14 protein-coding genes and 1 pseudogene are annotated in these 16269 nt (G+C 70.4%); 3 read left to right on the forward strand and 12 right to left on the reverse strand.

The annotated features are described in order from the left end of the window. Positions 1-3: 3 nt before the first annotated feature. Genes ABGA99_RS10770 through ABGA99_RS10805 form a run of 8 tightly spaced genes read right to left on the reverse strand, consistent with a single transcriptional unit; the run spans position 4 to position 8866 of the window. Positions 4-924 (reverse strand): dihydrodipicolinate synthase family protein, encoded by a 921-nt coding sequence (locus tag ABGA99_RS10770; protein WP_347582533.1) that lies wholly within the window; start codon positions 922-924, stop codon positions 4-6. Then, positions 924-2537 (reverse strand): FAD-dependent oxidoreductase, encoded by a 1614-nt coding sequence (locus tag ABGA99_RS10775; protein ID WP_347582534.1) that lies wholly within the window; start codon positions 2535-2537, stop codon positions 924-926. The genes ABGA99_RS10770 and ABGA99_RS10775 overlap by 1 nt, the downstream gene beginning before the upstream one ends. Beyond that, positions 2534-3373 carry an ATP-binding cassette domain-containing protein gene (locus ABGA99_RS10780; RefSeq protein ID WP_347577144.1) on the reverse strand — a complete coding sequence of 280 codons (840 nt, stop codon included), beginning with the start codon at positions 3371-3373 and terminating at the stop codon, positions 2534-2536. Before ABGA99_RS10780 ends, ABGA99_RS10775 begins: the two co-directional genes overlap by 4 nt. Beyond that, positions 3370-4401, reverse strand: a complete 1032-nt coding sequence (locus ABGA99_RS10785; RefSeq protein WP_347582535.1) for an ABC transporter ATP-binding protein — start codon at positions 4399-4401, stop codon at positions 3370-3372. The genes ABGA99_RS10780 and ABGA99_RS10785 overlap by 4 nt, the downstream gene beginning before the upstream one ends. Further along, positions 4394-5911, reverse strand: coding sequence for an ABC transporter substrate-binding protein (locus tag ABGA99_RS10790; protein ID WP_347577146.1), 1518 nt, complete (start codon positions 5909-5911; stop codon positions 4394-4396). The genes ABGA99_RS10785 and ABGA99_RS10790 overlap by 8 nt, the downstream gene beginning before the upstream one ends. A gap of 42 nt (positions 5912-5953) precedes the next feature. Further along, the gene (locus ABGA99_RS10795; protein ID WP_347577147.1) at positions 5954-6841 is read right to left on the reverse strand and encodes an ABC transporter permease; all 888 of its coding nucleotides are present in this window, start codon (positions 6839-6841) and stop codon (positions 5954-5956) included. After that, the gene (locus ABGA99_RS10800) at positions 6838-7767 is read right to left on the reverse strand and encodes an ABC transporter permease (RefSeq protein WP_347577148.1); all 930 of its coding nucleotides are present in this window, start codon (positions 7765-7767) and stop codon (positions 6838-6840) included. The genes ABGA99_RS10795 and ABGA99_RS10800 overlap by 4 nt, the downstream gene beginning before the upstream one ends. A gap of 34 nt (positions 7768-7801) precedes the next feature. After that, positions 7802-8866: a LacI family DNA-binding transcriptional regulator gene (locus tag ABGA99_RS10805; RefSeq protein ID WP_347577149.1), complete on the reverse strand. Its 1065-nt coding sequence runs from the start codon at positions 8864-8866 to the stop codon at positions 7802-7804. A 189-nt stretch (positions 8867-9055) separates the two neighbouring features. Here ABGA99_RS10805 and ABGA99_RS10810 point away from each other — a divergent pair, with 189 nt between their 5' ends. From ABGA99_RS10810 to ABGA99_RS10820, 3 genes and pseudogenes are all read left to right on the forward strand, one after another. Further along, on the forward strand, positions 9056-10087 hold the full coding sequence (locus tag ABGA99_RS10810) for an SGNH/GDSL hydrolase family protein (protein ID WP_347577150.1): 1032 nt from the start codon (positions 9056-9058) through the stop codon (positions 10085-10087). A 217-nt stretch (positions 10088-10304) separates the two neighbouring features. After that, a pseudogene (locus ABGA99_RS10815) lies at positions 10305-10412 on the forward strand (transposase); the annotation flags it as partial. A gap of 121 nt (positions 10413-10533) precedes the next feature. Further along, on the forward strand, positions 10534-11328 hold the full coding sequence (locus ABGA99_RS10820; RefSeq protein WP_347577151.1) for an SGNH/GDSL hydrolase family protein: 795 nt from the start codon (positions 10534-10536) through the stop codon (positions 11326-11328). Between the two features lie 216 nt (positions 11329-11544). Here the strand turns inward: ABGA99_RS10820 and ABGA99_RS10825 are convergent, their stop codons facing one another. The 4 genes from ABGA99_RS10825 to ABGA99_RS10840 form a co-directional block, all read right to left on the reverse strand. Next, the gene (locus ABGA99_RS10825; protein WP_347582536.1) at positions 11545-12063 is read right to left on the reverse strand and encodes a transposase family protein; all 519 of its coding nucleotides are present in this window, start codon (positions 12061-12063) and stop codon (positions 11545-11547) included. 268 nt (positions 12064-12331) lie between these two features. Then, positions 12332-13627: a BNR-4 repeat-containing protein gene (locus tag ABGA99_RS10830; protein ID WP_347577153.1), complete on the reverse strand. Its 1296-nt coding sequence runs from the start codon at positions 13625-13627 to the stop codon at positions 12332-12334. 597 nt (positions 13628-14224) lie between these two features. Next, the gene (locus ABGA99_RS10835) at positions 14225-15199 is read right to left on the reverse strand and encodes an NADP-dependent oxidoreductase (protein ID WP_347577154.1); all 975 of its coding nucleotides are present in this window, start codon (positions 15197-15199) and stop codon (positions 14225-14227) included. Beyond that, on the reverse strand, positions 15196-15453 hold the full coding sequence (locus ABGA99_RS10840) for an ester cyclase (protein WP_347577155.1): 258 nt from the start codon (positions 15451-15453) through the stop codon (positions 15196-15198). The genes ABGA99_RS10835 and ABGA99_RS10840 overlap by 4 nt, the downstream gene beginning before the upstream one ends. Positions 15454-16269: the final 816 nt, after the last annotated feature.

Below are 16269 nucleotides of genomic sequence, written 5' to 3' on the forward strand. Positions count from 1 at the left end.
CTGCTATCCCTTCGGCGGGTGGAGTAGCTGGTTCTGGTGCGCTGCGATGAACTGCTGGAAGGCGTCGCGCTCGGCCGGCTCGCTGCGGAGCAGGGGCGGCGCCACGTACGGGGGACACAGGGCCAGTTGCGCAAGGATCTCCTTGACGCCCGGCGTCCCGCGGCGGATGGCGTGGAGCTCGGTGAGCTCGGTGACAAGCGCCTGCAGCCGGTCCGTCTCGTCGCGGTCGCCGGCATCGTGAGCAGCGACCAACTGCAGGGACAGACCGGGGCCGATGTTGGCGATACCGGGGACGATGCCGTCGGCGCCGAGGTCCAGGGCGGCGGCGAGATGGGTCTCCGCGCCCTGGCTGACGGCGAACCCGGGGCGGGTGCGGGCCCGTTCGACGAGGTGGCCCAAGAACTCGATGTCGCCGGAGCTGTCCTTGATCCCGACGACGTGATCGAGGCCCAGCAGCGCGTCGAACAGCTCGCGGGTCAGCGGGTTGCTGTACCGCGGCGCGTTGTACGCGACGACCGGCAGGCCGATCTCGGCCAGCGCGGCGTAGTGGGCGACGATCTCGTCGTCGCGGTGGTGGAAGTAGATCGGCGGGCTCATGACCAGCGCATCGGCGCCGGCTGCTGCCGCGATCTCGGCGCGTTCGAGCGCCTCAAGCGTGCCGGCCGCGGTCACGTTCACCGTGACCACGCCGCCGTCTGTGAGCGAACGCCACTTCCTGATCACGCCGTTGAGGAACGCCCCGATGGCACCCGTCGGCAGCAGCGGCCCCTCCCCGTTGCTGCCGAGGAGCATCAGCTTCTCGACCCCCGCGCCGGCGAGGGCGTCGAGCAGGTCGTCGGCGGCCACGGGGCGGCCGGTCTCGTCCATCGGGGTGATGAGCGGGACGGTGACCCCGCCGAGCAGCGCTATCCCCTTGGCCCTCATCAGTAGCCCTTCACCTCGGGCCAGGCGAGCTCGAAGCCGTCCTTCACGAGCTCGTTCTGGAAGGACCCGAGGTGCCGGGCACCGGTCCTGACCTGCTCCGGCGTCAGGGAGTTGGCGAGGCAGTGCGCGGCCAGGGCGCCCGCGGCCTCGCCGATGTTCCACTCGACCGGGTGGAGCCGGTAGCAGCCGTTGGTGATGTGGGTGGTGCCGATGTTCTTGCCGGCGGCGAGGAGGTTGCGCACCCGGACGGGCAGCAGGGCGCCCAGGGGTATCTGGAACGGGCTGCTGGGCACGTCGATGTAGTTGTCGCCGCCGGTGGAGGGGTGGAGGTCGATGCGGTACATGCCCACCCCGACCGAATCCGGGTACTTAACGGCGCCGGCGTCGCCCCGTACCGCCATGGACAGGTCCTGCTCGACGATCGTGGTGTGCGCCCGGATCCGGCGGGACTCGCGGATGTACGGCGCCATGGCCAGGCCGTCGGCGGTGCCCATCACGTCCGGCCGCAGGCGCAGGCCCGGCCAGCCGGTGCCGCCGTCGGGCCGCGGCGCCTCGGTCTGCAGCCAGTACAGCATGCTGCGGGAGAGCTGCCGGGCGCCCTGGAGGTGCTTGTCGCGCTCGTCGTCGGGGACGCCGACCAGCGGGCCGGGGAGGTAGTCGATCATCGGCCAGTTGACGACGGTGACGTCGCTGGCCGCGAAGCCCGGTTCGTACTGCTCCCGCGCGAAGATCCGGCGGAACTGCCACAGGTCCCGGTCCCCCGGGTCGGTGCTCTGGTCGGCGACGACCGGTCCGGACGGCGCGTGCGGCACGAAGGTGCGGGTCAGGGTCTCCAGGGTCCGGGGGTCCGGCGCGGTGAGGCTGAGCAGCCGGTCCGGCCAGTAGTCCGGCCGGTACGCGCGCCAGAAGCCGTACTGGGCGGGACGGTCGATCGTGTGGTCCTCACCGTCGAGGTGCTCGACCGCGAACACCCAGGAGAACGCCTGCTGGTTGAGCGGCTGTGCCTCGCTGGGCGCGCTGGGCTCGCCGGTCTCGGCGGCGGATTCGAAGCCGATGACGTGCTCGACGTCCGCCAGCGGCAGGAGGTCGGACAGCTCGGTGGCGTCGAGGACGTAGGGCGCCTCAATGGTGCGCTCATCGCCCGTACGGGACGCGACGGTCACGGCGGTGATCCGGTCGCCGTCGACGTGGGCGGCCACGGCCCGGTGCCCGGTCAGGACGCGCAACGTGCCCGCGGACCGGTACGGCGCGAGCATGCCCTCAAGGACGGCGAGGGCGACGCGCGGCTCGTGGCACAGCCGGCTCACCCGGCCCAGGCCCGGGTTCAGGTCCGGTTGGCGGCGCGCGGCCGACGTCAGCGGGTACCTGGTGCGGTAGTACTCCCGCACGCCCTCGCGGAAGGCCCGGAAGGTGCGGGTGCAGCCGAACTGCTCGATCCAGGCGTGCTCGTCCGGCGGGACGGCCTGGCTGGTGAGCTGGCCACCGAGCCAGTCGTACTCCTCGGTCAGGACGACCGACCGGCCCCGGCGCAAAGCCGCCAAAGCCGCGGCCACGCCGCCGACACCTCCCCCGACGATCAGGATGTCGGTGCGGAGGCTGTGCTCGGTACTCAACTGATCTGCTCCTGTTTCTTCCTGACCGGCGCCTCAGCGCCCTCCAGGTCGTAGGCGGCGCTCAAGAGTGCCTGCGTGTAGGGGTGGGCCGGCGCGGTGAACAACTCCTCGGCCGGGGCGCACTCGACCAGCTCGCCCTTGCGCATCACCGCGACCCGGTCCGCGATCTGCCGTACCACCGCCAGGTCGTGGGTGATGAACAGGACGGTCAGCTCGCGCGTTTTCTGCAGGTCGACGAGGAGCCGCAGGATCTGCGACTGGACCGACACGTCCAGCGCCGACACCGCCTCGTCACACACCAGCAGCCGCGGCCGCAGCGCCAGCGCCCGCGCGATGCTGACCCGCTGCCGCTGTCCTCCGGACAGCGCCGAGGGCCGCCGGTCGGCCACTCCCCCGTCGAGCCCGACGTCGGCGAGCACCTCCCGCAGCGCCTGCACGCGGTCGCCGGCCGGCGCCACGGAGGGGTGGACCTTCCACGCCTCGCGGATGATCGAGCCGACGGTCATCCGCGGGTTCAGCGACGAGCCGGGGTCCTGGAAGACCATCTGAACGGCGCGCTGCAGCTCGGGCGGCCGCTTGTCGACCGGTCCCAGCGGCCGGCCCTCGTAGGAGATCGTGCCCGCCTGAGGGCGTACGAGCCCGAGGATGCAGCGGGCGACGGTCGACTTGCCGGAACCGGACTCGCCGACCAGAGCCAGCATCTCCCGGGCGCGGACGTCCAGGCTGACGTCGTCCACGGCCCGGACCGCCGTCCGGGGTGCCCGCAGCGACCGTCGCGGACCGGAGAACGACACCCGCAGGTTGCGGATCTCCAGAATGGTGTCCGCCGACGTCATGAGCTCACCTCGGACGCGTAATGGCAGGCGCTGAAACGGCCCGGCGAGGCCTCCCGCAGCCGGGGCACCTCGGTCCGGCAGCGCTCGCGCACCATCGGGCAGCGTGGATGGAAGGCGCACCCGGACGGCCGGTCGAACGGATTGGCCGGCGCGCCCTGCAGCGGCTCGGCGATCGCCGTCTTCGTGCTCACGGCGGGCACGTTGTTGCCGAGCGCCCGGGTGTACGGATGCCGGGGCTGCTTGAGCACCTCGCGGGCGGGGCCGCGCTCGGCGACCCGGCCCGCGTACATGACGACGACGTCGTCCGCCACATGGGCCATCACCCGCAGGTCGTGGCTCACCAGCAGCATCGCCACGCCCTCCTGCTCACGCAGGTCCGCCAGCAACTTCAGGATGCGCGACTGGGTGGTGACGTCCAGGGCGGTCGTCGGCTCGTCGGCGATGATCAGCTGGGGCCCGCCGGCGAGCGCCATCGCGATCATCACGCGCTGGCGCATGCCTCCGGACATCTCGTGCGGGTAGGCGTCGATGCGCTGCCCGGGATCCGGGATGCCCACCCGGTCGAGGAGCTGCAGCACCTTCGTACGGACCTCCCGGCGCCGCATGCCGCCGCGGCGCAGGATCTCGCCGACCTGGCGCCCGACCGGCTGGATCGGGTTCAGGGCCGCGAGCGGGTCCTGGAAGATGACGCCGATCTCGTGCCCGCGCACCTGCCGGAGCCGGCGGGCGGGCGCGTCGAGCAGGTTCTCCGACTTCCACGCGATCCGGCCCGAGGTCCTCGCCCCGGCCGGCAGCAGGCCGACGATGGACAGCGAACTCATCGTCTTGCCGCTGCCGGACTCGCCGATCAGCCCGGTCGTGCGGGCGGCGGCCACCGAGAAGGACACCGAGTCGATCACCGTGCCCTCACCGGCGACCCCGGCGACGGTGACCTGGAGATCCTCCACCTCGAGCAGCGGTGTTCCCGGCGCGGTGGCGGCGTCGTCTGGCACGGACGGCATCGCGGTGGGCGGGTGCAGGTCAGTCATCCGAGACCTTCACGTGTGCGAAGGTGGGCATGCCGTCGGGGGCCGGCTCAAGTCCCTTGACGGACTTGCGCCACGCGTAGGGCTGCTTGACGAACATGGGGTACATGCCGACCGCGTCGGTCCAGATCGTCTTGGTCGCCTTCGCGTAGAGGTCCTTCCGCTCGGCGGTGTCGGTGGTCGCCCCCGCCGCGGCCAGGTTCTCGTCCAACTCCTTGTTGCAGTAGCCGGTGCGCTTGGCCGCGCAGGGGTAGAGCCGGCCGAGGTTGGTGGCCGCGTCGTAGCCCTGGGAGCCGATCTGCTGGATGTTGATGTCCCACTTCATGGCGAGCAGGTCCTCGAGGAACACCGCCTGCTCCTTCTCGATGGGGTCGACCTTGACGCCGACCTTCGCCAGATCCGACGCCACGGCCTCGACGAACTGCCGGAAGGCGGGCTGCGAGTACTGGAAGCGCAGCTTTGTGCCGAAGTCGAATCCGGCCTTCTTCAGCGCGGCCTTCGCCGCGGCCGGGTCGTACTTCACCGGTTGCTGCTTCGCGTAGCCGAGGACCGCAGGGCTGACCACCGAGTCAGCGGGTGACCCGGTCTCCGGGTACAGCGACTCGATGATCGACTCGAAGTCGACGGCCTGCCACAGCGCCCGCCGGACGGCCGGCTTCCTCAGCGCCGGGGTGGAGCTGTTCATCCACATCGTGTTCACGCCGGGGCTCGGGACGGCGTCGACGGAGAGGTTCGTGTCCGACCGGAGCTGTGCTATCTGGTCGTCGGGCATGCCCCAGGTGACGTCGACCTCACCGGTCTTGAGCGCCGTCATCCGGGCCGACACCTCGGGGATCGACATGAACTCCACGTTCTTCAGGTCCGGCTTGCCGTCCCAGTAACCGGGGTTCGCGGAGAGCTTCAGCGACTGACCGGGTTCGAAAGACTCGACCTTGAAGGGTCCGGAGCCGATGGGCTTCTGGAAGAAGCCGTTCTTCTCTGCCTTCTTCGGAGTGACGAAGAACGACGTGATCTTCCCGAGGAACGCGGCGTCCGGCGTCTCGGAGGTGAAGACCACCGTCTTCTTGTCCGGCGCGGTCACGCTGTACCCGCCGAAGTTGCCGGCCAGCGGCCCCTGCGCGGCGAGCACCCGCTCGAAGGAGGCGACGACCTCCTGCGCGGTCACCGGTGTGCCGTCGGTGTACTTCACCCCCGAGCGCAGCGTGAAGGTCCACCGGGTGGCGTCCTTGTTCGGCGCCCACTCGGTCGCCAGGTCGCCCTTGAACTTGCCGGGTCCGGTGGCGGTGACCAGCGGGCTGAACAGCGCCCGGGCCGCGAGCTGCGTCCCGCCGTCCATGCTGGCCGTACCGTGCGGGTCGAGGTTCTCGATCGGGAGCGGGCCGGCGACATTCAGGGTGCCGTCACCACCGGCCCCGGAGGCAGGCGTGTCCGACCACGAGCATGCGGCCGTGACCATGAGGAGGCTGATCGATACGGCGGCCGCCACGAGCGGTTTCCGGGTGCGGATATCCATGCCGGGTTTCCTTTCGAATGCTGGGGTACGGGACACCGCGCGCTAGTCCCGGGTGCGGGTGTATCGCCGCGTGAGTTTGTCGCCGACCAGGCCGATGCAGATGACCAGGACGGTGAGGGCGAGGCCCGGGAAGACCGTGATCCACCAGGCGGTTGCGAGATAGTCCCGGCCGTTGGCGATGTTCTGGCCCCACGACACGACGTCGGGCGGGAGTCCGAGACCGAGGAAGCTGAGCGCCGCCTCGGCCAGCACGGCCGAGGCGAGTTCGATGGTGGCGAGCGCGATCACCGACCCGGCGAGGAACGGCACGATGTGCCGGGTCAGTGTCGCCGGCTTCGACACGCCCATGATCCGGGCGGCGTCGACCCAGTCCCGCTCCCGGGTGGACATCGTGATGCTGCGCGACAGCCGGGCGAAGCCTACCCAGCCGCCCACCGACAACGCGATGATCACGACGTGCATCCCGCGCTCCAGCAGGCCCGAGATGACGATCGCCAGCAGGATGCCGGGGAAGGCCATCAGCACGTCGATGATGCGGGACACGGCCATGTCCGGGAGCCGCCCGAAGTAACCGGCGATCGCGCCGAGCCCGACACCGATGAGGCCGGAGAGCAGGACCACCGCGATCCCGATGATGAACGAGGTCCGGGCCCCGTAGACGACCTGGGCCAGCACGTCGCGGCCGACGCCGTCGGTGCCCAGCCACGCGGTGCCGGACGCGGTTTCGGATCCGGGTGGCAGCAGCCGGTCCTTCACCGTCGTCGCCACGGGGTCGTAATCGATGAGCAGCGGCCCGAAGATCGCGGTGAGCAGATAGATGCCGATGATCACGTAGGGCAGCGCGGCGAGTGGACGACGTCGCCGGCGGCGAACCGGGGCTGTCTCGGGACCGGGCTTCGGATCGGCAACCAGAATGTCCGACCGGGTCATCGACGTGCCTCCACACGGATCCGGGGGTCGAGCTTGGCATTGACCAGATCAGCGGCCAGGTTGAGGACGATCACGCAGATGGCGATGAGGAACGTCGCGCCCTGCACCACCGCGTAATCGCGATTGCCGACCGCGCTCACGAGCAGTTGTCCGAGCCCCGGCCAGGCGAAGATCGTCTCGATCACCACGGCGCCGCCGAGCAGCGTCCCGATCTGGAGGCCCACGACCGTGACGACCGGGATCAGCGAGTTCTTCAGCACATGCCCGCCGAGCACCTGGGTCTCGGTGAGCCCTTTCGACCGGGCGGTCTGGACGAACGCCTCGGTCATGGTCTCGGCGACGCCGCTTCTCGTCATACGGGCGACCAGCGCCGTGAACGGGATCGACAACGTGATGGCCGGCAGCACCAGATGGGGGAAGCTTCCGCCGCCCGCACTCGGCAGCATTTTTGCCTGCAGCGCGAAGAGCAGGATCAGCATGATGCCGACCCAGAACGGCGGCACCGCCTGCAGCCCCAGCGTGAACGTCGACACGGCCCGGTCCACCAGGCTGCCGGGCCGGTGCCCGGACACGATCCCGAGCACGAGGCCGACGAGAATCGCGATCACCGTGGCGGCGACGGTGAGTTCGATGGTCGCCGGGAACCGCTCAAGGACGGCCTGCATCGCCGGTCGCCCGTAGCGGTACGACTGGCCGAAGTCGAGCGTCGCGACATCGCCCAGGTACGAGAAGTACTGGACCAGCAACGGGTCGTCGAGACCCAGGGAGTGGCGCAGGGCCTCGATCTCCTCGGCCTTCGCCCCCGGCCCCAGCGCGACTGTGGCCTGATCACCCGGGGCCAGCCGGATCACGACGAACACGGCGCTGACGACGCCCCAGATCGTGAGGAGGCCGATCGCCAGCCGCTTGGCAAGATAGTGGATCACTGCGGCAGCCCTTCCAGCGGTATGAGCTCATCGGTCATGACCGGCGGCCCGCGGGCGGTCCGGCGACGGTCTCTCCGGCGATCGGCCTGCAGTCGACGAGCAGGTGACGTGGCCGGCCCTCCTCGTCGTCGAGCAATTCCAGGAGCAGCCGGACGGCTTCGCGGGCCATCTGCTCCCGCGGGGGCGTGTACCGAGTCCAGTCACGCGTGCTCTCGCTCAGTGGCGGATCACCGAGGAGGACCACCGAGCAGTCCTCCGGGATGCGGATCCCCGCCTCGGCGGCGGCGCGTTCGACGGCCGCGACCGCGGCATCGTCCTCGCTCGGCTCGACCAGCAGCGCGGTGATCCCGCCGTCGAGCCACTCCTGGAGCAGTTCGCCGGTGATAGCGGCCGGTTCGCCCATGGCGTGGACGAGGACCTGGTCTTCGCCGATCCCGGCGTCGGCGATCCCCTGCCGGAAGCCCGCCGCACGGTCACGCGTGGGTTCCTGGTCATCGGCCAGCTTCAGGTAGGCCAGGCGCCGGTGCCCGAGGCCGGCCAGGGATCGCACGGTGTCCCGGGTGGCCCCGACGTTGTCGGGGGCGACGTACGACAGTTCCTCGCCGGGGACCTCACGTCGTCCGATGAAGACGAACGGGAACTCCTCGCGGACGAGTTCGGCCAGTTCGGCGCGGTCGATGTGGCGACCGAGGAGGACACATCCGTCGGCGACCTTGAGCCGGTTGGCCCCACTGGCGTAGATGCTGCGGTCACCGCGCGCGGTGACCGAGCTGAACAGCAGAAGGTCATAGCCGCGCTCGGCGGTCGCCTCCTCCACACCGAGCAGGAACGGGAAGTAGAAGTCGCGCCGGTCGACCGGGAAGACCGGCTCGAACGTATACAGGCCGAGCAGCCGGTTCCGGCCGCCCTTGAGGCTGCGAGCAGCGGCGTTGACCGTGTAGCCGAGCTCGGCTGCGGCCTCCAGCACGGCCCGGCGGGTTTCGTCCGCGACCTGGAAGCTCGCAGGCCCACCGCTCACCACAAGCGACACGGTCGCCTGCGATATGCCGAGCCGACGGGCGATGTCCACCTGGGTAGGACGCCGTCGCTGTGCTGCCATTCCGGGATCCTTAATACGTATGAAGTGAAGATGGCGTGGACGCTACGTACAGGTCTCAGAGACCGTCAAGGGGTCGTCGTGAAGAAATATTCGCCGTTGACAACCCGGCGTGCGGCGGTCACGATCGACGTCGCCGCGCCCCGGGACGTGCGTCACCACCAGCCCTGTTGCAGAAAGGTGAGCCGCTTCGTGGAAGCACCGAACGAGCCGCAGCAGCTGCGCGGGATCCGCGGCGACGACCCTGCGCTGCTGTGGGCCGGCGCCATCGAGGTGGAGCACACCCCGGATTTCTCCCGTCCGTGGCGCCTGCCCCACAGCCGGATCTCCCTCTTCCCCGGCGACGTGCTGCGCCGCCGCGCCGCGATGGCGGCGGGGGTACGGATCGTGCTCGGCACCGACAGCACGTGCCTTTCCGGCCGGTTCCTCCCCGTAGGGCAGGACGAACTCTCCCCGGTCGACCTGCTGGTTGACGGCGAGCCCGTACGCACCCAGAAGCTCACCGCCGAGGGAGCATTCCGCTTCGCCGGACTCCCGCCCGGCGACCACACCCTCGAACTATGGCTGCCGCAATTCGGCGAACTGCGCCTGCGTGGGCTGTCCGTCGACGCCGACGCCCGAGTCTGGCGAGCCGCCCCGGCCGCCCGGCCCGCGCTGATCACCTACGGCAGTTCCCTCACCCACGGCAGGCAGGCCGCCTCCCCCACCCGCACCTGGCCCGCACTCACCGCCCGGGCCCTCGGATACGAGCTGACCTGCCTCGGCTACGCCGGCGAGTGCCACCTCGACCCCATGGTCGCCCGCCTCATCCGTGACCTCCCTGCCGACCTCATCGTCACCTGCCTCGGCATCAACGTCCGCAGCCAGGGCACGTTCACCGAACGCTCCTTCCTGCCAGCGGTGCTGGGCCTCCTGGCCACCATCCGCGACGGCCACCCCGGCGTGCCGCTCGCCGTCATCTCCCCCCTCGTCTCCCCGGCCAAGGAGGACACCACGGGCCCAGGCGGGATGACCCTGTCCCGGATCCGCCACACGGTCGCCGAGGCGGTGACCCTGCTGAGCAGCCACGGGGACACCGGCCTCCACCTCATCGACGGCCCGGACATCCTCGGCCACGCGGACGCCGGGCTGCTGACGGACGGCGTCCATCCAGGCCCGGAAGGGCATGAGTTGATGGCCCGCAGGCTGACCCCTGCACTGAGGGGACTGCTCGCCGTCCAGTGACACCCGGGGACGCTGCGGGCAGCAAGCCGTCCGTCAGCGGGTCCAGCGCTCCGGTGGGCCGGGCATCGCGTCCATGCGTGCGACGGCCGGGTGCGCTCCTGGGCCGGGGCCAGGTTCTCGTAGAAGCACGCGAGCCGGCCCGGTCATCGGGCGCGTTGGCGAGGCTTCCGCGCACGCCCGGGAAGCAGCCGCCCGGCTCCGCGGCGCAACGGCTATGAAACTCGCCGAGCCCCTGGGCGTGACCCAGTTGTCGAAGTCCCGGGTCTCGGCGATGGCCAAGCATCTGGACGAGCGGTTCGCCGCATTCCGCAGCCGGCCGCTGGATCCTCGGTGACCACCAGGGGCAGCGGATGACGTCCGAATCCCCAGAATTTTGTCATGCCCACTTTAAGTTACGCGCGTAGCTTGCTACAACAGTGGTCCCGATCCCTGCCGATGGAGCGTCCGTGAGACTGACCAGACCCGCTTCTGTCGTATCACTCCTCGTGTCCGCCTTCCTCCTGGCCATGCTGGGCGCGTCCCCGGCCCAGGCCGCGGGGTCCGCCTATGTGGCGCTCGGGGATTCGTACTCGTCCGGCAACGGCGCCGGAAACTACATCGAGGCCAGCGGGAGCTGTCACCGCAGCAACAACGCCTACCCGGCGCGGTGGGCCGCCTCGCACCAGCCGACGTCCTTCACCTTCGCCGCCTGCTCCGGCGCGGTGACGACCGATGTGATCAACAAGCAACTCGGCTCAGTCGGCACGTCCACCGGACTGATCAGCATCACCATCGGCGGCAACGACGCCGGCTTCGCGGACACCATGACGACGTGTGTGACCGGCTCGAACAGCACCTGCCTGAACCGAATCGCCACCGCCCGCTCGTACATCTCGAATACGCTGCCCAGCCGCCTCAACGCGGTCTACTCCGCCATCAATTCCAAGGCCCCCAACGCCCATGTCGTCGTGCTGGGCTACCCGCGCTTCTACATCGAGCCCTCCGGACTGTGCCTGGGCCTCAGCCAGACCAAGCGCGAGGCCATCAACGACGCCGCCGACCTGCTGAGTTCGGTGATCTCCGCCCGTGCCGCCGCGCACGGCTTCACCTACGGCGACGTCCGCCCGGCGTTCGACGGGCACGAACTGTGCTCCGGTGACGACTGGCTGCACGACCTGTCCCTGCCGACGTGGGAGTCGTACCACCCCACCAACCGCGGCCACACCAACGGCTACCTCCCGGTCCTCAACGCCAAGGACTGACCGGCGACACCAGGACCTGGCCGGGCCGGTCCGCCTTCCCTGGCGCCCCCGTTCCGCATGCGGGTATCCCGCGGGGCGGGGGCGCCGCGTGCGTTTCGCTGCGGTGGCCACCCGTGGTGGCCGGCCCTGATCATCGCGATCACCCGGGATGTGCCGATCCGTCGGGTGGATGCTCCTGAGCTTGTTCCGCTTTGACGGACACCATCGGTGTGGTGGTCAGGCTGGGAGCTTGACCAGCCCTGACTGGCGGGCGTGGGTGATGTCCGCCTGGCAGGCGGGTCTGGTCGGGCTGCAGAACAGCATCCGGCCGTCCGCGTCGGTGAGCACCATGGTCTTGACGGCCTTCTGCTTGCTCTTGCCGGAGATGAACTTGTCCCGGTCCTTGTGTCCGACGGCCGACCGCCGGACCCGGATCTCGGTGCCGTCGACGATCCCGGTCCTTTTGCTGCCACCGAGGTGGTCAACGACCTCGGCCAGAGTGCGCAGTCGAAGGCCAGGGCTCACCGTGCGTCCTCGTTCGGCGAGCAGCGGTCGTACCTCGCCGATGGCGCGGGTGACGGTGGCGCGGTCCACGTCGAACCAGCAGGTCAGCACGTCGTGCGCGACCCCGTGTCGCAGCTGTACGAGAGTGGCCAGGAGCCGGTCGACGAAGACCGGCCGGTGCTTCGCGCCGGCACCCGGGGTGCACTTCCGCGGCCTGGACGCAAGCCTGGCCTGGTGCCGTTCGTGCCACAACGGGCCCAACGCAGAATGGAGTTCAGCGACCACGTCAGCCGACAGGCCCGTGATCCTCCGGTCGCTGAAGATCGCTGCACGAGACGCGTTCCCCACCACACGACCGTGATCGACGATCAGGACCCGACGCCTCACCGCCAACCATGCACGAGCTCGTGAGGTGTGCCGGGCCGGGTCGAAGCCCTGCTCCGTGATCTCAGCGGCCCACCACAGGTCGCGTACTTCTTCCGTCCTGCCCTGCCCGGAAAGGCACGGAGGCGGAGCGGGTCTAGTCGTTGCGGCCGTAGAAGAGCCGCCCGCCCGCCGTGTCCACCAGGTACAGCACGTCCTGCCCGCTCGCGTTGCGGCGGACCGCGAGGCGGTCGACCGGCAGGCCGGGGGCGACGGTCGCGGCGGTCCATGCGCCGCCCGACTCGGTGGCGACGAACGCGCGGTCGGCGCCGGACTCGGTGACGTAGTAGACACGCTTGCCCTCGTCCGCGTCCCAGGTGATGCCGAGCGCCGCACGGGTCCCGGATCCGCGGTGCACTGTCTGGCGGGCCCATGCGGTGCCCTGGGGGTAGGCGTAGCGGACCTGGAAGCTGCCCCCGTCCGTCGGCCGGTAGCGGTACGCGACCCTGGGCGCCGCGCCGTTGAGGGTGAGCTTCGCGCTCTGCACGGCCGGCCCGGTGTAGGTGTTGTCGCTGCTGTAGACCTCGCCGGGGCCGAGGGGCTGGAGCACGTCGGCGGTGGCTGGGGAGACGGGCGCGGTGACGGCGGCACCCCGGGAGTCGGTGAACGCGCCGGTGGCCGGGGTGTACTTCAGGTACGACAGCTCGTGCCGGAACGCCGAGGACGGGAAGCGGCTCCACTCGAAGAGCAGGTGTACGTTCCCGGCCGTGTCGAACTGCAGGTCGTCCGGGTAGACGGCGCGGTCCGCTGCGCCGGCGAAGAGCGCGGCCCTGCTCCACCGCGACTCGGCGTCGTGCCACCGGTAGAGCCTGCCGGTGCGGCGGTCCGCCTCGTCGATCCGGGCGATCAGCCACACGTCGCCGTCGGGGGCCGTCGCCACCACCGGATACGTGACTCCGGCGCCCTGGTCGGGCAGGTCGGCGGAGTGGTCGACGGGGGCGGAGCCGGTGGTGTCCGAGCGGAAGTACCGCCAGGGGTTGTTGTGCATCGAGGCGAAGACGTGGAACCTGCCGCTGCCGTCCCGGGCGATCGACGGCTGGTTGTGGCCGACGTCGTCCGTGAACTCGGCCTGTGCGCCGCCCCGCATGACCGGGATGCGGGTCCACTGCCCCGCCGGGTCGCGGCGGGCGATCGCGACCTTGTGCGTGCCCGCGGAGGAGCCCGGCTCGTCGAAGGCGAGGTACGTGTACTCACCGGCACCGCGGTAGGTGGCGACCGGCGTCCACCAGGCGGCCTGGTTGGAGGAGTCCATCGGATACGGCACCAGGACCGGGGCGGTGGGGGCTGCGGGGGCGGCCTGCGCGCGGGCCGCAGGGCCGAGGAGCGCGGCGGCCGGGGCAAGCGCAGCGGCGGTCAGCAGGCGGCGTCGGCCCGCGATGAATGAGGCATCCATATTGCGGGAGGGTCACGCACAGAGTGGATGCCGTCAAGGGTCAGGGCCGGGGGGAGCGCGATCGACCGATTGCGGGCCGGTGGTGGCCGAGTCCATGGCCAGCCCCCTCCTCTCGCTGCTTACAGAAGCCCCGCACATTCCAGCATCGCTAACTCGAACCACTATTCGATACGATAGGCAACTTCTGATGGACTTTCGTGGCGCCTTCCTCCGTATCTACTGCCCTGGGTTCAGCGGCGCGGCCGGGTGCTGTCGCGTATCACGCGCTCCGGCACGTAGATCAGGTGTCTGGCCCGTCCTTCGTCCCGGACATCGGCCTTCCCCGGATGAGCAGATCCATCGTCATATTGCTGATCGGCACGGGCGGGTGGCGCGCGGTAGTCGGAGGGACCGCCGTCGTCTCCACGAGCGGGTCGTCCTCACCGACGGCCGCGGTGTCCCGCGGTGCGCGGAGACCGAAGGGGACAGCAGCTCGTGCAGGATGCCCCCTGCGATCATGTGGTTTCCCACGTGACGGCGTCGCGAGGGTCTTGTGGTGCGGTTGAGCGCCCTGGGCACGGTGGCTGTGGACGCCCGGGACACGATCGGCGCGAGGCATCAGGGGGAAACGCGCAGGACGAGCTTGCCGCGGGTGCGGCCTGTTTCGGCGCGGCGGTGTGCCTCGGCGGCCTGCGCCAGTGGCATGACGTCCTCGACCTCGACCGATACCTCTCCGGTGTCGATGAGCCCGCCGATCCGGCCCATCGCGTGGCCGTCTGGCTCGACCAGGAACCCGGTGGCGCGCAGGCCGCGGGATTGCGCCTGTGCCAGCAGCCCGGGGTCAACGCCGGAGGGCACGGCGACGAGCAGGCCGCCGGGCCGCAGTACCGGCAGGGAGCGGGTGCTGGTTGCGTCGTGGCCGTCACCGACAAGGTCGATGACGACATCGACGCTGTCGTGGTCGATGGCGTCCTCGAAGCGCTCCCGGGTGTAGTCCACCAGTTCATCCGCGCCGAGGCTGCGCAGCCAGTCGTGCTTGGCAGCGCTCGCGGTGCCGACGACGTAGGCGCCCAGGTGCCTGGCGAACTGCACGGCGAAGTGCCCGACGCCGCCGGCCGCGGCATGGATGAGTACTCGCTGCCCGGCCTGCACATCGGCGGTGTCGACCAGGGTCTGCCAGGCCGTCAGGGCCGCGAGCGGGACGGCCGCGGCCGTGTCGTGGCTGAGTGTGGTCGGCTTGCGGGCGAACTGCCGCGACGGGGCGGTGACGTACTCCGCGTAGGCGCCTGCCTGCCGCGGGAACCACGGCATTCCGTACACCTCGTCGCCCACGGCCAGGGTGGTGACGCCGAAACCGGTCTCCTCCACGATGCCGGACACGTCCCAGCCCAGGATCACGGGCGGCGGACCCAGCGTTCCCGGCATCCCGCCGTTTGCGCGGGTCTTGTAGTCCACCGGATTCACTCCGGCCGACGCGACGCGCACCAGCACTTCGGTGGGCAGCGGCTGCGGCCGCGCGATCTCCACGGTGTGCAGCACCTCGGGTCCGCCGAACTCGTCCAGCCCGATCGCACGCATGGTGGGGGTGGTCATACTGCTTCTCCTGTTCCCGGGCCGTTCACGGCGCCGATCTGCTGCTGGAAAGTCAGGTTGTCCTCAAGGTGCCAGTCCTCGGTGATCCTTTCGGTGCCGACGCGCTGGACGTCCATGGCGATGAAGCCGGCCTCCCGGCCCCGGCCGCGCACTCCGTCGTAGCCGCCGGTGAAGTGGCCCTTGAACTCCAGCCGGACGGTGACCTGTCGCCGACGACGAGCATGTCGTGGTGGGGCGGAGAACCTCTGCCCCACCCGGCCGCTTCGAGCATGCGCACGTGACTCGCCGAACTCCCGGCATCCGCAGGCAACGCCCCGCCCCCACAGGCGCGGAAGCGGCCGATCCGCACAGCCGCCTGGTGGACGGCTGTGCGGATCGACTGGTGCCGAAGGCGGTCGTCATGCGGGTCCTTGCCAGCCGTCAGCGTCGTTGGCGCGGGGGAAGACGATGTTCGCAGCGGCGGAGTCGGCGGTGTTACCGGGCCGTGCGGTCCTCGTCGCGAGCCGCGGGGGTCGTGGACGGGCGCAGCGTGGGCTGCGGAGGCGGGCGTGGGATTCTGCGGGCGCGGATGCGCCATCTCAAGGCGCGGGTGGGACTTCCGTAGCGTCGAAGAGGAAGGTTCCCCTGGCGCCGTGGGGTCGAGACGCAATCTGTCCCGGACACCGGCCCTAGGTGTGCTGTCCCGGGACGTTGGTGACGGGCGACGGGGTGGCCCGCGCCCCTGAGCGGTGGTCATCGCGATGAGGAGCACGCTCCACCGGGCAGCCGGTCCAGCCGTCAGTCCACTGCGCGGGCCGCCCCACGCCGGTTTCGCCGGCAGTCGCCTCCGCCGTCCCCGCGGTGACCGCCCGGGCTCCGGCGGCCACTGCGGCCGCGCCGGTGGTACGCAGCAGACCCGGACGGCTGACGCGCCGGGGCGCGGTGTGCTCCACGGTGACCCATATCCGAGCCGGTCAAGTTAGATGTACGCACATAGGCTAGGAGGCAGGCCACGCCGGGCTGTCCCCTCCACGGCACATGCCGGAACAACCGAAACGAGGCCTTCAAGAGTCCGCAACAGTCGTCTACGG

This window comes from Streptomyces sp. B5E4 (assembly GCF_039871555.1).
Taxonomy (GTDB): Bacteria; Actinomycetota; Actinomycetes; order Streptomycetales; family Streptomycetaceae; genus Streptomyces.